We start from the raw sequence: 18701 nt of genomic DNA, 5'->3' as shown, positions 1-18701 counted from the left end.
GCTAAAAGCGGATAATTCCGGTTAACATCCCACCTTCGCCTATTCCCGAGTTTCGGTTGAATACATCATGGAAAACCCCTGCGAAAATCCAGTTGTCCCCTGTAATCCGCTGGCCAACACCCAAAGTTGCCTTTACATAAGTAAAGGCGGTATTTGATGCTAAATTCTGAGGGTCAAATAAATTGGACTTATAGGAGCTAACGCCACTGAATTCGCCTGTAAGCTGATTGTTTTTTCCGATTTTTAGTCCCGAAGTGGCCAGGTAGGTAAATTGCCCAACGTTACCGACCTTATTTCCCAGGTATTGCCGGTATCCGGCTTCTACGTTAAAGTAAGTGCGTTCAGAAGCATTTCCACTAAACATCAGCTTCAATTCTGTTCCGAACTGGCCATACCCTGCTACCGGGTTTTTATTCGTTCCATATAGCGGAACACTGGCGAGCGCCTGCCCCGACAGATAATACTGATTTTTATTGAACCTCACGAAATTGTATTTCAGGCCTACCTCAAGGTCGGTTAATGTAGTATTGGTATTGCTTTGATAGTCGTTTGCAAATCTGGCAGCATTTAAAGGTATTTTGGCGACAAGATCCAGCCGGTCTGTTATACCGTGTTCAAGGTACAGTTGTGCCGTAAGTGAGGTATATTTTCCATTGTTGCCGTAATCAAATTTGTTCCCATCTGCATCCCGGTAAGCTACCGCCTTAAAGTAACTCAGATAAGGAGAAAGGAGTGTTTTTCTTTTTCCTGTTGGGAATCCGCTAGCGGAGCTCTGCTGTGTAAAGCAGGCGCAAACCAATAGTATGAGCATTGTTGCTTTAGGTTTAAATTTCATTATTCAAGGGTTAAGCGGTTACAATATTTTGAGATTGTTTAACTTTTTTACGGACATACAGGTAGCTCAGGAAGATCAGAAACAAAGTGCCTGCCAGCAAGAGAAGTTTATATTTCTCCCAAAACAAGCTGAACACCGTGTTTCCATTATCGGCATATCGTACATTATTGCTGTTTTGCGCCAGATTAAAAATGAGGTGATTGTTTTTATTGCTGATGAGTGTATTTCCTGAAAATTGGTTCAGTTGTTCATTCAAGTTGCTAACTGTTTGTTGTAATGCAGCAGACGAGAAGCCTTCATCTGGAATGGTGATGGACAGCACTGTTGGGAACTGTTCATCTTCGAAAATCTGTGCTATAGCAGAACGATCTGGGGCCGACAGCTGGTAAATCACCTCATTGCTGGCGTTATCGTATATGGCAAAAGCCTGGTTATACTTAAGCGGTATTTGCTTAAACTTCCCTAATAAGGCATCTTTTCTGCCGGAAATGAGAATGATGTTTTTTCCTGCGTATTGTTCTGCATGGTCTGCAAAGTCGACCACCGGGCGGTATCTGATTTCATTACTATAATGATCGTTGATTTCACTTACCAGTTTGGCTATTGCCTGCACTGATGATGACAAGACATTCTTAGATACAAGTATTGCAGCCTCCTGCTGGAAGGCATCCGGATAACTAAAAAAAGTGAGGTTTTTCTCACTAAGTTTTGATTGAACAGTGAGATAAGAGTTTTTTGCGTCGACCTGTCCGATAAAGTTGCGGAAGTTTCCGGCGCAAATTCCATCAGCAGCATGAAATATAAATTCTGTTCTCAAAGTGTTGAACTTTTTCAATTGATAGCGGTTGACACTTGTGCTCACCCTTAAGGATCCTGATTCATTTAATTGCGCACTGGAGATGAGTGCATTGTTGAGGTAAATGTTGAAATAACCCCTGTCTTGTTTCTCCAGGCCGGTATATTTGATGCTGAATTCTGCATTAAGGTCGGCCGGCAAGTCGGCAAAGGCTGAAGTTTTGAAAGCAAAATTATGATATAAACTTCCACTTCCGGTCATCAGGATATTATTGTCTTCCAGATCAGAAAGGTAAAGCCGATTTGTTTTCGTATAAGGTTTATAAGCCGATTTGTTAATTAGCAAATAATCCTGAAAGCAGGCCTCAAAAATTCCTTTGGTTAATACCGCATCCAGGGATTTGGATAAGCCCGGAATGTCGTTGGCCGTTAGAAACAATACCTGATCAACCTGATCAAGGCCAGTAGTTTTAGAAAGGTAAACCAAGCCCTGGCCCGCTTTTGGATTTATCTTGATTTTTGATCGGAAAGCAGGTTTTATTTTGTGTAAAAGGCCAATATATATAAAGTCGTTTAGCTGTGCTGGCATTTCATCCTGTGAATACAATCTGATGTCATTTATCCCTGCTTTTCGCAGTCTGGCATAGGTAAGGGCTACGGTTTGCAGCTCTCCCGCTGATATGTTATTCGGGTACACGATTGCTTTCTTCGTAAATAAGGTATTAGAAAGATTGATTGCTGCCAGGCCGTAATTTTTGTTTAAGGCCCATTTGATTGCAGTAGAGGGTAAGACCTTAAGCCAAAGCGAGGGATTATTTTCATCCTGACAGGGATCATCGCCTACGAATAACTGCGCACGGATGGTCAATTTTAGAAAAGCATCTTTCTGTCCGGAGTTTGACTGTATTGGGATTGATATTCTGTTCACGGAGTCTTTAATGATGGCACCACTAAAGGTTGGCTCGTCATTTACGGAAACATGTATATAACTTTTGTTGAAATTCAGCGTAGCTGGGATTTCATAGTGCAATGATAACATGCTGCCATTTATCTGCTGATTGGGTAATAAGCGGATGTAATAGCTGTAGGAGCCACCAGTGCCTTTAAGAATTTGGGTAGGGATACCGTAAGAACTTAAACTGCGCTGCGCGAAAAGGTGGAGACCAAATAATGCAAAAAAGACCAGAAGGTAAAGTTTTTTCATATTGGATTCGTATTAATTAATATTCATCTGGTGATTGGGTGTTAAACCTGATTTCATATGCTGAATAGTTAGTGCTGCTATGATAGCGCAGACTTGCATTCATTTTATTTGCCAGCAACCTGGCGATATAAAATCCCGGGCCAAGGCCTTTCTGAAGGCTTTGTGGTGTTGGGTGTTCAGGCATCCAGTTTTCTGAACGGAAAGGATCCAGGTTTACGTTGGTGTTGATGCAAGCGATTACAAGCACATATTCTTCTTCAACAGACCTGGCGCTGCTTAAAAATGTGGTGCCCGGCAATGCAAATTTCAAACTGTTTGCAAACAAATTAAAAAGAAGCTGATCGAAATAAAGCTGATCGAGCTGTAACAGGTGTTTCGGTTGTTTGGCAACTTCCTGAAAAGAAACCCCATGGCTTGCGAGTTGTGCGGTCATACAAGCGGCAACTTCTGTAACAGACTGCAATACATCAACCGCTGAGTATTGCAAAAGGATATCGCTAGCAGGAGCATCATCTTCCTCGGGTAACAGCTGTACGAGTTGTTCCAAACTGGCCACACTGTGCTGTATATCAGCAATGGCATTCAAATTAGTGTCTGTTTGACGCATCTCTTTAGAGGTTCGATTAATTTCGTCAATGAATACATGAATATCCTGCTTTACCAGCGAAAGAAAAGTGTCTTGTTGCATCACCAGTTCTGTTAGTCTGGAGTTAGATTCTTCGATTTCAATATTTTTCCTGAACAACTCTTCGTGGAGGACCTGAAGTTGAGCAGTTGAATATTTCACTCTCAGGTCGTTAAGTGTATTTCTTTTGATAATGTTATGCCGGGCGACAGGTATAAAGCAGGAAAAGAACCCTGTCATGATGAACAATCCTGCCCCTTGAGTAATAAATAAAGCCAGACTTCCATTATTAATGGTGTGAAAACAAAGCACAATCATGAACAATGTAGCGAAAAAATGACCAAAAGAATTAGATGGATGCCAGAATACAGCCAGGTTAAAGAGCATAAATAAACTCGCATAAACCAGAAAAAATATTGGTGCAACTTCAAAGGACACCAGATTACAGAGTACAGCTGCATTACATGCAATGGTGAAAAAAGTAATATGGAGCGGGATGAGTGGCGACGCCCGTTTTACCGAACAGATATCATAAACTGCATAAATGACCAACACCGTTATGACCTTGATAAGAATGAGGGTTTGATATATTTCGTAGGCATAAATGTAATCCAATATACCCAACAGCGGGTAAAAGAAAATAACCGTCCAAATAATGATATTTGAGTAGTACAGGTATTTTTTTACCAGCTGCTTGTGCAGTGCATTATCATTTACTTGGATAGCCTGGATTATGCTATCTTTGGAATGCAGGATCATAAACGACTAAGGATGAAGACTGCCTAAAAGTAACAAAATTTATACTATGAAACGTATACTTATAGTGATTTTACTTGTATTATATGTTCAATTTAATGCTTTTGCCCAGAAAGACCGGTCGTTTGATAGAAACAGGCAATTATCCAGAGGGATTAATATATCCTGGCTTGAAAATTACTGGAATCCTAAAGTTTTACAATCAAAACCAATTAGTTATAAAGATTTTGAGCTTATCCGTAAACTTGGCTTTACAACTATCAGATTACCCGTAGATTTCGAGCGGTTTTATCTAAATGGATCTGAAGCTGAGCAAACCGCATTGATGACCAATATTGAAAATGTAATCTTGAATTGCAGGCAGTTTGGAATCCATCTGATTTTGGTGAATCATTATGGTACTTTGAGAAAAGAGACTTATCAGCGTGACAGCGGCAGACTTCTGCAGTTATGGGGAATCTTAGAAAAGAAATACAGAAAAATCAGTACTGAAAGCCTCTATTTTGAGATTCTCAACGAACCGACCATCAATGACGCCTTATGGTTACCATTGGCAGAGAAAGTAATTGCTGCTATCAGGAAATATTCTCCTGACCGAACGATTATCATAGGTGCATCTAATTTCAACAGTATTTACGAGCTAAGCAGGGTTAAACCATTATCTGCCAAAAACGTTATTTATACCTTCCATTTTTATGAACCTTTTGTTTTTACTCATCAGGGTGCAGAGTGGGTGGGTAAGCAGGTGAGTACCAAAGGAATTCCGTTTCCATACACTGCCGGCTCGATGCCTCCGATTAGTCCTCTTGCAATGGGTACCGCAGGCGAGAAAAATTATAATAATTATAAAAATGAGGGGAAGCAGGGGGCAATCAGCGACAAACTTCAGATTGTGGCAGGCTGGGCATTGAAAAACCATGTACCCTTACTTTGCGGAGAATATGGAGCGTACCGAAAATACATTACCGATGATGATCTTGCGAATTACCTGTTAGCAGTAAGAAGTGAATTGGATGTTCTCAAAATTCCAGGCATCATTTGGGACTACAATCAGGATTTTTCGATATTTAAGCAATCTGCCGATATTAATAACCTTTCTCCACGAATGAGGAAGGCTATTGGGTATATTCCCTGAGCTGATTTCATTTTTTAAAATAGTGAAAATAATAATGGCTTTTTCCTAATTTGCAATTATCGGGAAAGAGATCGTTAGCCCCGGCCATACATGATGATTAAAAATATACCCAAAACACCAATAGAAAAAATTATTGCGCCGGTGAACCGTTTTGTTCATCTGGAATATACCAGTGGTATTGTTTTGCTGATCAGTGTTTTGGTGGCAATAGTATGGGCAAATTCCAGCCTTGCTGAATCTTATCACCATTTGTGGGATACGCATTTTAAAGTGGGCTTGGGTGAGCACCTGCTTGATAAGCCCCTGCACATCTGGATCAACGACGGACTAATGGCACTTTTCTTTTTTGTGATTGGCCTGGAGCTCAAACGAGAATTTATGGAGGGTGAACTCTCCACATTTTCGAAAGCCTTGCTACCGATGACAGCAGCGCTGGGAGGAATGCTTGTTCCGGCGGGGATTTACTTTTTGATTAACCGCGGCACAGGTGCTTCGCATGGCTGGGGGATTCCAATGGCCACCGATATTGCCTTCGCGCTGGCGTTGCTTTCCATGGCAGGCAAGCACATTCCGGGTAGCATCAAGGTTTTTCTATCGGCATTAGCCGTGGCGGATGACCTTGGTGCCGTATTGGTAATTGCCTTCTTTTACACCGGACAGGTTAACTTTGTAGCGCTTGGCATTGCCGGGATTTTTTTACTAGTGCTGATTATCGGAAGCGCAATGGGCATCAGAAGCAGTGCCTTTTATCTCATTTTAGGTATTGCGGTTTGGATTGGGTTCCTGTTATCAGGTGTTCATGCTACGCTTGCGGGGGTGCTGGTGGCTTTTACCATTCCGGCGAGGACAAGAATTGATGAGCAGGTATATTCCGATAGCCTTCGTAAACTGACTGATGATTTCGACCGCGAAATTCCCAGTAACAGTACCCTGACCACACCCGACCAGCACCGCACCATACAGGAGGTGAAGCACCTTAGCCTGGCTGCGGAAACGCCGCTCCAAAAAATTGAGCATGCGCTACATCCCTATGTGGCCTTTCTGATTATGCCCCTTTTTGCATTGGCCAATTCGGGCATCATGATCGGTGCCGATTTCTTTTCAGCAATAGTTAACCCGGTTTCCATTGGCGTAACAGCAGGTTTGGTACTGGGCAAGTTCACCGGCATATTGTTGTTTTGTTTTATTATGGTGAAACTGGGGATTGCCAAACTGCCTGAGGGCGGAACCTGGAAACACATGACCGGGGTTGCGCTGCTTGCAGGGATAGGCTTTACCATGTCGCTTTTTATCAGCGGACTGGCCTTTTCGCGTCCGGAATATGTGGAACAAGCCAAATATGGAATCCTGATTGCTTCGGTTCTGGCGGGCATACTGGGTACCCTGGTGTTAAGGGGAACTGCACCTAAACAAACTGAATTTAGGGAGTAATAAAAGGGCAAGAAGAGTAATAATTACTCTGATCAAAATATCGTAAATCACCTTAGTTTCAACTCTGTTACACTAATTCTTTACTGTTTTTTATTGGTTTTTATAACTTTGTGCAGTTCCCTAATTTGAAAATGTCAAGAAACCACACGTCTACGTCCGGTATTATAAAGGCTTTGCGTTGCACAGCATTGATGCTTTTGTTCGTGTTATTTGGGCTTTTAAATTCTACATTTCCTGGTGTAGGCGAGAAGGTTGGTTCTCATCTCGAAGATTTTGGCGAACAGGTTAGTGATTTCGTTGGTTTGGATCATTACCAGATTGACAACCATTTTAGCTTTGTTAAGGCCAAGGCGAGCCAGTACCGTAAGAAGTACAAACATCTTAATGATTCCGGTCTTGATTTACAGCCTTTTGGTAAAAGGCTTACTCAAAATTATACCGTTCCTTATTCATTAACGGGCTATCAGCAGCCACACATTTCTTGTGCACAACACGGGTTTCTTTACCGTTTGACCTATTTCTAAAGTATTATTTTGTTCTTTTCACCTGCATTCGCAGGTAACCATGTGCTTTAAATAATTTTCAGATGAAGCGGCTTTGCTATGCTTCTTTTTTAGAAATAACATTCAACAATGAAACTAAGATGGATGGTAATTCCTATGCTTGTATTGGCTTTTCAAGCCTGCAAAAATGGCAATACCAATAATAAAACAAATGATATAGTAGAAATACCTGTACTTAAATTAGAAGCACAGGACACTTCATTAACGAACGATTATGTTGCCGATATACAAGCGGTAAAAAATGTGGAAGTGCGTTCAAGGATGCGTGGATTCATTGATCGTGTTTTAGTAGATGAAGGGGAGGAGGTAAAGCAGGGACAGCTTTTATTTCAGTTGAACAACCGGGAATATGCCATAGCGCTGAATAAGGCAAAGGCAAATCTGGCCAGTGCACTATCTTCGGCCAGTATTGCCGGGGTGGAGCTGGAGCGCATTAGAACACTGGTAGATAAAAAGGTAATTTCTCCTTCAGAATTATCTTTGGGGGAAGCCAAATTATCGGAAGCAGAATCGCGCATAAAAACTGCCAAGGCGATGATCGATGATGCTAACCAGAAGCTGACTTATGCGAGGGTTAGGGCGCCATTTTCGGGCAGGATAGATCTGTTACCATTAAAAGCCGGTAGTTTAGTAGAAGAAGGGGCACTGCTCACTACCGTTTCGGATACCAGGCAGATGTATGCCTATTTTGATGTTTCTGAAAACGAATACCTTCAGTTTGTGCGCAACGGTAAAGGTCGTTTTGATCATGATAAGGAGACTACACTCATCCTATCAGATGGGAGCATTTATCCGGTGAAAGGAAAAATTCAGACCCATGAAAATTCTTTTTCTGATCATACGGGATCCATTGCTTTCCGGGCCATGTTCAATAATCCCAATCATATTCTTAAACATGGTGTTTCAGGAAAGATCCGCTTAAATTCGCAATTGAGAGGCAGTGTTCTCGTTCCTCAAAAATCGGTTTTTGAAATTCAGGATAAGAGTTATGTTTTTGTGCTTGATCAAAATAATACTGTTAAGATGAGGAGCTTTGTTCCAAAGCTTAGCTTGTCAGGCTATTATGTCGTAGGATCAGGTTTAAAACCCGGCGAGATAATTGTTTACGAAGGTGTACAGGAACTTCGTGACGGAAAGGTTATAAAACCGGTTTACACCTCCATGAAAAAACTTTTAGCCAGCAAATAATCAATCAATATTTCATGATGAATGCCGCCGGTGCTTTGCGCCTGGCGAATGCATTGCAATATAAAAACAAATGGTAGAAACATTTATCAGACGGCCAGTGCTTTCACTGGTCATTTCCCTCGTTTTAATCCTGTTGGGGGTGCTTGCGCTTTTCAAGCTTCCCATTACACAGTTTCCAGATATCGTACCACCCTCCGTGGTGGTAACCGCGAGTTATAATGGCGCCAATGCCGAGGTTTGCGCCAAGGCAGTAGCCACCCCTTTGGAACGGGCAATAAACGGCGTTCCAGGCATGACTTATATGAACTCGGTTAGCAGCAACAATGGTGTTACGCTGGTGCAAGTTTTCTTTAATGTAGGTACAGATCCCGACCAGGCTGCGGTTAATGTTCAAAACCGGGTAACCACGGTTTTGGATGAGTTGCCTGAAGAGGTGATTAAAGCTGGTGTAACAACCGAAAAAGAGGTAAACAGCATGCTGCTTTATCTGAATGTAACCAGTACGGATAAGGAAATGAATGAAGAATTCATTTACAACTTCGCAGACATTAATGTGTTGCAGGAGTTGAAGCGTATCGATGGAGTGGGTTTCGTGGAGATTATGGGTGCCCGCGATTATTCCATGCGGGTATGGCTCAAGCCTGACCGGATGAAATCATACAATTTATCGGTTGATGATATTGTAGGCATGATGCGCAAACAAAATATTGAGGCTGCACCGGGAGTTGCAGGTGAAAATTCGGGTACAGGGCGTGAGGTTAAACAATATGTGCTGAAGTACGGGGGCAAATTTAACAGCAAGGAAGATTATGAACGAATGGTGATCAAGGCCGAGCCTAACGGCGCATTGATTCGCCTGAAAGATGTAGCCGATCTGGAGTTTGGAACAGTTAGTTACGACATGGTTTCGAAAACCGACGGAAGCCCATCGGCATCGATCATGATTAAACAGCGGCCTGGCTCAAACGCCAGTGAGGTTATTGATAACATCAAGGCAAAGATGGCGGAACTGAAGGAAACCAGTTTTCCTCCTGGCATGCAATATAATTATGCTTACGATGTTTCAAGGTTTCTGGATGCCAGTATTCATGAGGTTTTGCGAACCCTTATTGAAGCTTTTGTATTGGTATTCATTGTGGTATTTATTTTCCTGCAGCATTTTCGCAGCACGTTAATACCCGCTCTGGCCGTTCCGGTAGCCTTAATCAGCACTTTAGCCTTTTTGCAGGTCATGGGCTTCTCGATTAATATTCTGACACTTTTTGCACTGGTGCTTGCTATTGGAATTGTGGTCGATAATGCAATTGTGGTGGTTGAGGCAGTGCATGTGAAGATGTCTGAAGCGCATCTGTCGCCTATGGATGCTACTATTGCAGCCATGAAAGAAATCAGTGGTGCCATCGTTGCAATTACAATGGTGATGTCGGCGGTATTTATACCGGTTGCCTTTCTCTCCGGCCCTGTTGGGGTATTTTACAGACAGTTTTCTTTAACGCTGGCCATATCCATTGTGATCTCGGGTATTAACGCCCTCACGCTTACTCCGGCGCTGTGTGCTATTATGTTGAAACACAACCCCGAGCACCAGAAAAAGAAAAATCCCTTGCAAAAATTTTTCAACGTGTTTAATAAGGGCTATGATAAAACCGAGCATAAATTTGGCCGTTTAATCAGTCGGATTACTGCTAAAAAGCCTGTAACCCTGATCATGCTTGTGTTTTTTATTTTTGCTACCTGGCTAGGCATCAGTATTTTGCCATCAGGATTTATTCCAACTGAAGACCAGGGAATGATTTATATCAATGTTACTACACCTCCAGGGTCTACTGTAGAGCGAACTGAAAAGGTGTTGGATCAGGTTCAGGAAGTTACTAAATCATTTGGTGCGGTTGAAAATGTGAGCACATTAGCGGGTTACAGTCTGATGAGTGAGATAACAGGTGCTTCATACGGCATGGGCATGATTAATCTTTCTCCCTGGGATAAAAGAACAGAAAGTGTAGATGAACTGATTGCGCAACTGAAGGCCAAAACCCGGCATATCTCCGATGCATCGATTGAGTTTTTCTCTCCTCCAACTGTGCCTGGTTTTGGAAATGCCAGCGGATTTGAATTGCGTATGCTCGATAAGAACAAGGGTGAAGACATGGGTAGAACAGCATCGGTTACACAGGCATTTTTGAAGGAACTTAATGAGAGCGAAAGTATTTCAGGTGCCTTCACCAGTTTTGATCCTAATTTTCCGCAATATCTTATTCATGTAGATCAGGATATGGCCGCTCAGAAAGGGGTAACCATTGATAACGCCATGAACACCTTACAAACCCTTATTGGAAGTTATTATGCCACCAATTTTATTCGTTTCGGGCAGATGTATAAAGTAATGGTGCAGGCTTATCCGCAATACCGCGGTAAGCCTGAAGATTTGCTGAAGCTCTATGTGAAAAACGACCGGGAAGAAATGGTACCCTACTCCACATTTATTTCCCTGGAACGGGTATATGGGCCTGAGCAGATCAACCGCTATAATATGTATCCTTCGGCGATGATTACCGGTGAAGCGGCTACCGGGCACAGCAGCAGTGAAGCCATTGCCAGGGTAGAAGCCACGGCGAAAGAAAAGCTACCCAGAGGCTATACCATCGAATGGTCGGGAATGACGCGTGAACAGATTTTATCTGGTAACCAGGCCATCTACATTTTTATCATCTGTTTAATATTTGTGTATCTGTTGCTCGCGGCGCAATACGAAAGTTTCCTGCTTCCTTTACCAGTGCTTTTATCGCTGCCGGCGGGAATTGCAGGTGCATTTTTTACCCTGAAACTCGCCGGATTGGAGAATAATATTTATGCTCAGGTGGCATTAGTGATGTTAATTGGTCTTTTAGGTAAAAATGCCATCCTGATCATAGAATTCGCTGAACAGCAAAGAAAAGCAGGCGCAAACGTAATCGAGGCTGCGAAGATCGGTGCCGTATCGAGACTGCGCCCAATCCTGATGACTTCATTCGCCTTCGTTGCCGGTTTGATTCCTTTATGTATTGCTTCCGGTGCAGGCGCTATAGGTAACCGGTCTATTGGTATGACCGCGGTAGGTGGTATGCTTATCGGAACGCTTTTCGGCGTTTTAATCATCCCAGGTTTATATGCTTTGCTTGCTCCTAAAAAAAGTGAACAAATTCAAGCTGATGTTGCATCTGAAAATCACTAATCTCATGAAACTAAATCAAATTAAAAATATATATTATTATCTATTTTCTGCAGCTTTGCTATTGCTCGCGGCCTGTAATCCGGTAAAACGGGTTACACTACCAGAAACCGTTAAACTGCCGGAAAAATTCAACACAATGGTTCCCGTTCCGGAAGAAGCCCTGCGCTGGAAATCAATATTTACTCAAAAAGAACTTGATACGCTTATCTCCGGTGCTTTGAAAAACAACCTGGATATGAAATCGGGAATACAACGCGTATTGATTGCGGGCGCAAATCTTAAACTGAGTAAGGCTGCACTTTTCCCTGCACTCCGGGCAAGTGTATCTGGAGGTTTAGATCAGTTTGGAAAGTATACGATGAACGGCGTTGGTAATTATGATACCAACTTTTCGGAAAATATAAATGCCGATCAAAAGATTCCCGGCCCTACGCCCGACTATTTTGCCGGATTCAGAAGTTCATGGGAAATTGATATCTGGGGTAAACTGTCTAAGCGGAAAGAAGCGGCCTACCATCGATATCTTTCCAGTACCAAAGGGCTGAAGTGGTATCAAACGCAGCTAACCTGTCAGGTGGCTTCTCTGTACTATGAGCTTGTTGCGCTGGATAAAAGGTTAAAGATTTTGAAAGAAAATATTAGCTTGCAGAATAAGGGGCTTGAAGTTGTAGAAGCACAAATGACCGGAGGACGTGCTACTGCATTAGCGGTTAGTCAGTTTAAGGCCCAACGTACAGCCACTCAAGGAAAGCAGTTTGAGATCAGGCAGGCCATTACCCGGGTTGAAAACCAACTTAATTTGTTGCTTGGCCGTTATCCTGCAAAAATTCGTCGGGATACTTCAGCGATAAATTTACCCCTTCCAAAAAAGGTTTACGCTGGTTTGCCATCGGGTATTTTGTTAAACCGGCCCGATGTACAGCAGGCAGAAGAAGAATTGAAAGCGGCAAAAGCCGATGTTGCTGCAGCAAGAAAAGCCTTTTTACCCAGCCTCACTCTGGATGCCTATGCAGGTTATAATGCATTTAAACTTACATTGTTATTTTCGCCGGGTTCATTAGCAGCTGGGTTTTTGGGTGGCTTAACCGCTCCGGTTTTAAACCGGGCGGGTTTGAAAAATGCTAATCTGGTTGCCAATGCCCACCAGCTGAATGCATTTTACCAATATCAGCAAAGTTTAATCAATGGATATCAGGAGGTCACCATGCAATTATCTGCCCTAGAGAATTACAAACAGGCATATGACTATAAAACCTCGGAGGTTGCTGAACTTAAAAACGCGGTTTCCACTGCCAATGATTTATATCTGGCGGGTTATGCCAGTTACCTTGATGTTATCGTGGCTCAAGGTAGCGTATTAAACGTGGAAATGGAGCAGGTAGATCTTAAACAGGCTTCCTACGCTGCTTTGATTGGGCTGTACCGGGCGTTGGGAGGATAAGCGAAGTTGAATAGGTAGTTTACATGAGATTTTGAATGATAATTAATAAAGTTGTAAAAGAAACTAGCTTCCATAGGATTGCCATGAAAGCTAGTTTCTTACTCATTCGCTATATAGCGAAGATTCCTGAGAGTTCGTTACTCAAATTAATTGCTCAGTAAAATATTATCTAAAAAGACAAAATCATCCACAGGCGCCGCCCAATCTGTTGTTGATCCACCACGGTAAACGCCTGTGATGAGCTCATCAATTTCACGCCCTGCGGTGGTAGTGGCATAACGGATATTGGTTTTATTAATCAAGGTTTGTGGTGTAGACCATGTACCGCTATTGTTCTCACTAATGGTAATTTTTAAAATGCCATTGGTATTTGTAGCAGTATTTATCGTAACTTCCATTCTTACCCGATACCATTTTCCAGGCTTTAATCCTGTCCCGTCTCCTCCGTAATACTTTGCCCCAAAATCATCGCCACAGGTATTTGGCTTGTCAACATAATATACATAGGGCATTAAATAGGGTTTGCCGGCATCGTCTGTTTTCCACATCACTCTTGATGTCCACCCATTGCCATCTGTTGTAATTACACAACCCGTATAAGTAGCTCCACCACCTAAACCCGGAATTTTTCCACCCCAGCTCCATACAAATGGAACCGTCACATAACCGAACTTTACATCATATTGTAATACCTTTTTTGTAGTGCTTCGCCCAATGGTGGCGTTAGACCACATTCCTCCATCATCTCCAATTTTATCTGCAAGCAATTTTACGCGCAGTGTATTGGATTCTGTATACAGCCTGCCGATCTCTGCAGTGCTTAGGGATGATGATCCACTATTGGCTGCATTGTCATTTCCGAAATCTGCAGTCCAGTAACTAAGCGGATATCCTCCATTCGGTCGTGTAAAATCAATCGTTCGGGTATCATATACGGTTTCGGCGGCAGCAGCAGATACTGCATTATCTTTTGCGGAAACTTCGAGCGGGATTGCCTGATTGAAACTGGATTTTTCTACGTCGTTTTTGCATGCGGCTGCCAGCGTTGCCACTAACAGAATTAGGGTTGTTTTTTTCATGATTAGTTTTTTAATGTTCAATTGAAATTAACTAACTGACCACGTTTGTATGGGTGAAAATTCCAAGTGTTTAGGGTGAAATTTCGGTAAGAGTTACCTATAACATTTTGTAGTTTCGCGTCATGAAGATATTTTACATCATCTTACTAAGTCTTTTTTCTACAAGTCTGTTTGCCCAATCTTTAAAAGGGGTCGTATCAACCGGTAATCTCCCATTGGATGGTGTTTACCTACAGAACCAGCGTACAAAAAAACATGCTCACACCAATGAGTCTGGTTTTTTTCTGATGAAAAAGGTGGACAGAGGAGATACGATAAGGGTGAGCTTGTTGGGCTATCAACCTGCGGTTATGGTAGTGAAAGGGACAGAAATGAATATTATTTTATCGCCTTCAAATTTCCAGCTCGATGACGTGGTTGTTTCTGAAGGAGTAAATCACCTGTCGTCGGTTGCGGCAGTAGATATCGCAACCACACCGGTAAACTCATCTCAGGAACTTCTAAGAAAAGTCCCCGGACTTTTTATCGGGCAGCATGCGGGTGGCGGAAAAGCTGAGCAGTTGTTTCTTCGCGGTTTTGATCTTGATCACGGAACCGACATCAATATATCTGTGGACGGCATGCCGGTAAACATGGTGAGCCATGCACACGGGCAGGGTTATGCCGACCTGCACTTCCTGATTCCGGAACTGGTGGAGAAGATTGATTTCGACAAAGGACCCTATCATGCTAATAAGGGGAATATGGCAACGGCAGGTTATGTAGCCTTGCAGACCAGAGATCGGTTGGAGGGTAACTTACTTACCCTGGAAGGCGGAAGGTTTAATACCTTCAAGGGGCTCGGAATGATCAATCTGGTTAATGATGCCAAACAGTCTGCTTATTTAGCCGGTAGCTATATTAAAACTGATGGTCCTTTTGAGTCAAGTCAGGATTTCAAGCGATTGAACCTGATGGGAAAGTACAACCGGTCGTTCAATAATCTCGATAAGTTTTCTTTCTCGGCCATGCACTTTAGCAGCTCCTGGCTGGCTTCCGGACAGATTCCCCAGCGCGCTGTTGATGAAGGGCTAATTTCACGATTCGGCGCCATCGATGCCAATGAGGGCGGCAAAACCAGTCGTACCAACCTAAATCTGCAATACGATAAATACATCAATGAAAGCACCTCGCTCAAGTCAAGCGCTTTTTACAGCCGCTATGATTTTGAGCTTTACAGCAACTTTACTTTTTTTCTGAATGATCCTGTAAATGGCGATCAGATCAAACAAAAAGAGGGCAGAAATATTTTCGGTCTTCAATCTGTGTTGAACAAAAAATACAGTGCTTCAGGAGCCGATCTTGGCTTCCAGCTTAGTGCAGGATTAAGGGCAGATGAAATAAAAGATATTGAACTTTCACATACGTTGAACCGTACTATCGAACTGGAGCAAATCCAGTTTGGGAATGTGGCTGAGCTTAATGCCTATGCTTTTTTGAATATAGAGATTGACTTAGGAAAACTGCTGATTAATCCGGCGCTACGCCTTGATTATTTTGATTTTAAATATACTGATCATTTAAACAATAATATCGTTTCAGGTACGGGTAGAGGTACTCTAAGCCCAAAGCTAAATTTTCTTTATAACCAAAGTAAGGACCTCCAGTTCTTCCTGAAAATGGGCAAAGGTTCTCATAGCAATGATTCAAGGGTGGTGATTGCAAAAACTACGCAACAGATACTTCCTGCAGCATACGGTGCAGATTTGGGTACTACCTGGAAACCTGCCCCACGCCTGATTCTGAATGCGGCACTTTGGTACCTTTATTTGCAGCAGGAATTTGTATACGTGGGTGATGAAGGTGTAATTGAGCCAGGGGGCAGAACTGCCAGAAAGGGAATGGACTTCGGACTGCGTTACCAACTCAACAATTGGTTGTTTTTAAATGGAGATGTAACTTATAACCATGGCCGGGCATTGGATGAGCCGGAAGGAGCGAATTATATTCCGCTTGCGCCTCCGTTCACCTTCGCCGGTGGCTTAAGTATGAAGGATTTGAAGGGTTTTTCGGGAAGCATCAAGGCACGTTATCTGGCATCCCGGCCGGCAAATGAAGATAATTCAATTGTGGCGAAAGGCTATTTTATTACTGATGCCAATGTAAACTATACCTGGAAACGTCTCACCTTCGGGCTTATTACCGAGAACATTTTTAACAGGGCCTGGAACGAAACGCAGTTTGCGACCGAATCGAGATTACAAAATGAAGCATTGCCGGTGGAAGAAATTCATTTCACTCCTGGAACGCCCTTCAATATCAGGGCTACCGTATCGGTGAGGTTTTAGTTGAAGGACTAATGCAATGCCTGATCAATGTTCCTAATATTTTGAAGGGATGAATAAACAAACGAAGCCGTTTAGATTGTTGTAAACGGCTTCGGGATATTTTGATGATAGATCAATATGAATTGCGTCGGGCTGATACTTAGTTTCAGTTTATTCCGTGACTAGTTTTTTCCTGGGGTTAAGTTTCTTGGCTAGTCTGTTCTGCTTCTTTTCCTCATCCCCTAGAATAATACCCCAGGGCTTCATGCTTTCTACACGATCAAAGATTATTTTCAGCACGGCAATTACCGGAATAGACAAAAACATTCCGGATATCCCCCAGATCATCTCGCCAATAATTACACCCAAAACTGTGATAAGTGCATTAATTCTAACCTTTGAGCCTACTACCAGTGGCAATATGACATTGCTGTCGATTAAATGGACAATCACCAGAGTTACGATTACCAGTATTACTTTTGTAAGTATAGTGGCCGTAGCAAAAGTTATAAGCGTGCTCAGTATAAGTGCTACGAAGATCCCGATATAGGGTATGATGTTGAGTATACCTGTAATGAGCCCTAGCAATATGGCATACTTAATTCCCAAAAACCAGAATACAATACTCACCACTGCTGCTACGATAGCCATTTCAATAAGCAATCCGATAATATATTTCCGGATAATGTATTGCACCTGTTCAATGATGTCATACACCATTTTCTTATTTTCCTCTAAAAAAACAGATACGAGAAATTTCATGATCAGCGTGCGGTAGAGCAGGAAGAAAAAAGTATAAATGAAGGTAAATACCAGAAACAGCAATATGGAAGAAAGTGATAATACAGTTGCGCCCACTACCGTGGTGCTGGATGCCAGCGCTTTGCTGGTTGCTGAATGCACATAGTTAAGCTGTTTCGCCGCATCAATATGAAAACGATTATCAATCCATTTTTGCAGATTTTGACCGGTAAGATTGAGTTGGGCGCGGAATTGCGGCCAGTCGTTTGCCAGATCGGTAAGCTGCGAGCCGATGATATAGAGCACAATTCCTATTGCACCCAGCATCAGGATAACCGATAGCATCGAGGCAGCACTCCTGGGTAGTTTTAACCGATATTCGAAGAACGATGCCATGGGTAACAGCAGGATGGAAAACAAGCAGGAGAATATCAGGGGTGATAGAATCTCTTTTGCTATAATAACCAGATACCCAACAGCAATCAGACTGACCAGTACGCACATGGTTTTTACGTAGAATGGTTTTTGCGCAAATTTAATATCCATTTTTTTGACGTTTTATATTAATGATACTTGTGGCTGTTGATGCTAAGCGAAACAGGTAAGCTTTAAACCATTTGGCCAGTGGTAATTCTGATCTGATAAGAAAAATGCTGTTACTTTAAAGTAACAGCATTTTAATTTCTAACCTATTATTTAATATCGCCTTTAACTTTGCTGGCAGTTCGCTGACCTGGTAAATAGATCTGAAAGCCGAAAGATAGGTTAAGGTTGCTTTGTGTTGTAGCACTTCCGAAACCTACCAGGCCGTTATACTTTAACAAGGTTTCCAAACCTATATTTGGCGTAACGAAATAGGCGAATCCAGGACCCACACTTAAATTAAGACCGTTGGTATTACCACCGCCTTTACTCACATTTACCCCACCTATGCCTGCTGTTGCTTCAGCGAAGAAGCGCCCGTGACGAAGTACCTCGGTATCTTTTCCTGTATAGTAACGTCCTAATGCCCCAACGCCATAGCTGGTTGTGGTATTTGAATTTTTCGCTGTTTCCAAACCAAAGTTTACATAAGCACCCACAGCTACATTGTCTTGTATAAACCAGGCAGCTTTTGGTGTGATATCCACACTGAAGATTTTAGGGTCATCTAATCCAAGGTTGATGTTAGTTAGGTTTCCGCCTACTAATACATTACCTTTCTGGATTTGTGCGTTTGCAGCAAGCACCGTGGTTGCTGAAATAATTACTGTTGCTAAAAGTTTTTTCATGATTTGATGTATTTAAATTAGTATAAAGTAAATTCTACACGACGGTTTTCCTGGCGACCGGCTGCAGTTTTATTTGTTGCAATTGGCTGATCAGGTCCGTAACCTGTAGCTTCAATTCTT

Annotated in this window: 13 protein-coding genes; 7 read left to right on the top strand and 6 right to left on the bottom strand. The window is 42.4% G+C overall.

Features of this window, described 5'->3' with window-relative positions:
- Position 1: 1 nt before the first annotated feature.
- The 3 genes from R2Q80_RS19660 to R2Q80_RS19650 are packed head-to-tail and all read right to left on the bottom strand — an operon-like array spanning position 2 to position 4218.
- The gene (locus R2Q80_RS19660; RefSeq protein ID WP_316801243.1) at positions 2–835 is read right to left on the bottom strand and encodes a hypothetical protein; all 834 of its coding nucleotides are present in this window, start codon (positions 833–835) and stop codon (positions 2–4) included.
- 10 nt (positions 836–845) lie between these two features.
- Entirely contained in the window at positions 846–2834 is a 1989-nt protein-coding gene (locus tag R2Q80_RS19655; protein WP_316801242.1) for a cellulose biosynthesis cyclic di-GMP-binding regulatory protein BcsB, read from the bottom strand.
- 16 nt (positions 2835–2850) lie between these two features.
- Positions 2851–4218 carry a hypothetical protein gene (locus tag R2Q80_RS19650; RefSeq protein WP_316801241.1) on the bottom strand — a complete coding sequence of 456 codons (1368 nt, stop codon included), beginning with the start codon at positions 4216–4218 and terminating at the stop codon, positions 2851–2853.
- A gap of 46 nt (positions 4219–4264) precedes the next feature.
- On the opposite strand from R2Q80_RS19650, the gene R2Q80_RS19645 reads away from it, so the two are divergent.
- From R2Q80_RS19645 to R2Q80_RS19620, 6 genes are all read left to right on the top strand, one after another.
- Complete coding sequence (locus tag R2Q80_RS19645) at positions 4265–5350, top strand: glycoside hydrolase family 5 protein (protein ID WP_316801240.1); 1086 nt, start codon at positions 4265–4267, stop codon at positions 5348–5350.
- 90 nt (positions 5351–5440) lie between these two features.
- Positions 5441–6781, top strand: a complete 1341-nt coding sequence (nhaA, locus tag R2Q80_RS19640; RefSeq protein ID WP_316801239.1) for a Na+/H+ antiporter NhaA — start codon at positions 5441–5443, stop codon at positions 6779–6781.
- Between the two features lie 131 nt (positions 6782–6912).
- A complete protein-coding gene (locus tag R2Q80_RS19635) occupies positions 6913–7305 on the top strand; it encodes a hypothetical protein (RefSeq protein ID WP_316801238.1) in 393 nt (130 codons plus the stop codon).
- A 108-nt stretch (positions 7306–7413) separates the two neighbouring features.
- Positions 7414–8532: an efflux RND transporter periplasmic adaptor subunit gene (locus R2Q80_RS19630; protein ID WP_316801237.1), complete on the top strand. Its 1119-nt coding sequence runs from the start codon at positions 7414–7416 to the stop codon at positions 8530–8532.
- A 70-nt stretch (positions 8533–8602) separates the two neighbouring features.
- Positions 8603–11743, top strand: coding sequence for an efflux RND transporter permease subunit (locus R2Q80_RS19625; protein ID WP_316801236.1), 3141 nt, complete (start codon positions 8603–8605; stop codon positions 11741–11743).
- 4 nt (positions 11744–11747) lie between these two features.
- Positions 11748–13184: an efflux transporter outer membrane subunit gene (locus R2Q80_RS19620; RefSeq protein ID WP_316801235.1), complete on the top strand. Its 1437-nt coding sequence runs from the start codon at positions 11748–11750 to the stop codon at positions 13182–13184.
- Between the two features lie 146 nt (positions 13185–13330).
- Here R2Q80_RS19620 and R2Q80_RS19615 read toward each other — a convergent pair whose 3' ends face one another.
- A complete protein-coding gene (locus R2Q80_RS19615; protein WP_316801234.1) occupies positions 13331–14263 on the bottom strand; it encodes a polysaccharide lyase in 933 nt (310 codons plus the stop codon).
- A 122-nt stretch (positions 14264–14385) separates the two neighbouring features.
- Between R2Q80_RS19615 and R2Q80_RS19610 the strand changes: the two genes are divergently transcribed.
- Complete coding sequence (locus tag R2Q80_RS19610; RefSeq protein WP_316801233.1) at positions 14386–16590, top strand: TonB-dependent receptor; 2205 nt, start codon at positions 14386–14388, stop codon at positions 16588–16590.
- Between the two features lie 150 nt (positions 16591–16740).
- Here the strand turns inward: R2Q80_RS19610 and R2Q80_RS19605 are convergent, their stop codons facing one another.
- Together R2Q80_RS19605 and R2Q80_RS19600 are read right to left on the bottom strand one after the other, a co-directional pair.
- Positions 16741–17856, bottom strand: a complete 1116-nt coding sequence (locus tag R2Q80_RS19605; protein ID WP_316801232.1) for an AI-2E family transporter — start codon at positions 17854–17856, stop codon at positions 16741–16743.
- Between the two features lie 146 nt (positions 17857–18002).
- A complete protein-coding gene (locus tag R2Q80_RS19600; protein ID WP_316801231.1) occupies positions 18003–18581 on the bottom strand; it encodes a hypothetical protein in 579 nt (192 codons plus the stop codon).
- Positions 18582–18701: the final 120 nt, after the last annotated feature.

This window comes from Pedobacter frigidisoli (assembly GCF_032678525.1).
GTDB lineage: Bacteria > Bacteroidota > Bacteroidia > Sphingobacteriales > Sphingobacteriaceae > Pedobacter > Pedobacter frigidisoli_A.
The sequence above is the reverse complement of the archived record's forward strand: the minus strand, read 5'-3'. Positions and strand labels throughout refer to the sequence as shown.

Bases quoted from the DNA above. Each gene is read 5' to 3' on its own strand.
- R2Q80_RS19660 (WP_316801243.1), bottom strand. From the start codon at position 835: ATGAAATTTAAACCTAAAGCAACAATGCTCATACTATTGGTTTGCGCC.
- R2Q80_RS19655 (WP_316801242.1), bottom strand. From the start codon at position 2,834: ATGAAAAAACTTTACCTTCTGGTCTTTTTTGCATTATTTGGTCTCCAC.
- R2Q80_RS19650 (WP_316801241.1), bottom strand. From the start codon at position 4,218: ATGATCCTGCATTCCAAAGATAGCATAATCCAGGCTATCCAAGTAAAT.
- R2Q80_RS19645 (WP_316801240.1), top strand. From the start codon at position 4,265: ATGAAACGTATACTTATAGTGATTTTACTTGTATTATATGTTCAATTT.
- nhaA (WP_316801239.1), top strand. From the start codon at position 5,441: ATGATGATTAAAAATATACCCAAAACACCAATAGAAAAAATTATTGCG.
- R2Q80_RS19635 (WP_316801238.1), top strand. From the start codon at position 6,913: ATGTCAAGAAACCACACGTCTACGTCCGGTATTATAAAGGCTTTGCGT.
- R2Q80_RS19630 (WP_316801237.1), top strand. From the start codon at position 7,414: ATGAAACTAAGATGGATGGTAATTCCTATGCTTGTATTGGCTTTTCAA.
- R2Q80_RS19625 (WP_316801236.1), top strand. From the start codon at position 8,603: ATGGTAGAAACATTTATCAGACGGCCAGTGCTTTCACTGGTCATTTCC.
- R2Q80_RS19620 (WP_316801235.1), top strand. From the start codon at position 11,748: ATGAAACTAAATCAAATTAAAAATATATATTATTATCTATTTTCTGCA.
- R2Q80_RS19615 (WP_316801234.1), bottom strand. From the start codon at position 14,263: ATGAAAAAAACAACCCTAATTCTGTTAGTGGCAACGCTGGCAGCCGCA.
- R2Q80_RS19610 (WP_316801233.1), top strand. From the start codon at position 14,386: ATGAAGATATTTTACATCATCTTACTAAGTCTTTTTTCTACAAGTCTG.
- R2Q80_RS19605 (WP_316801232.1), bottom strand. From the start codon at position 17,856: ATGGATATTAAATTTGCGCAAAAACCATTCTACGTAAAAACCATGTGC.
- R2Q80_RS19600 (WP_316801231.1), bottom strand. From the start codon at position 18,581: ATGAAAAAACTTTTAGCAACAGTAATTATTTCAGCAACCACGGTGCTT.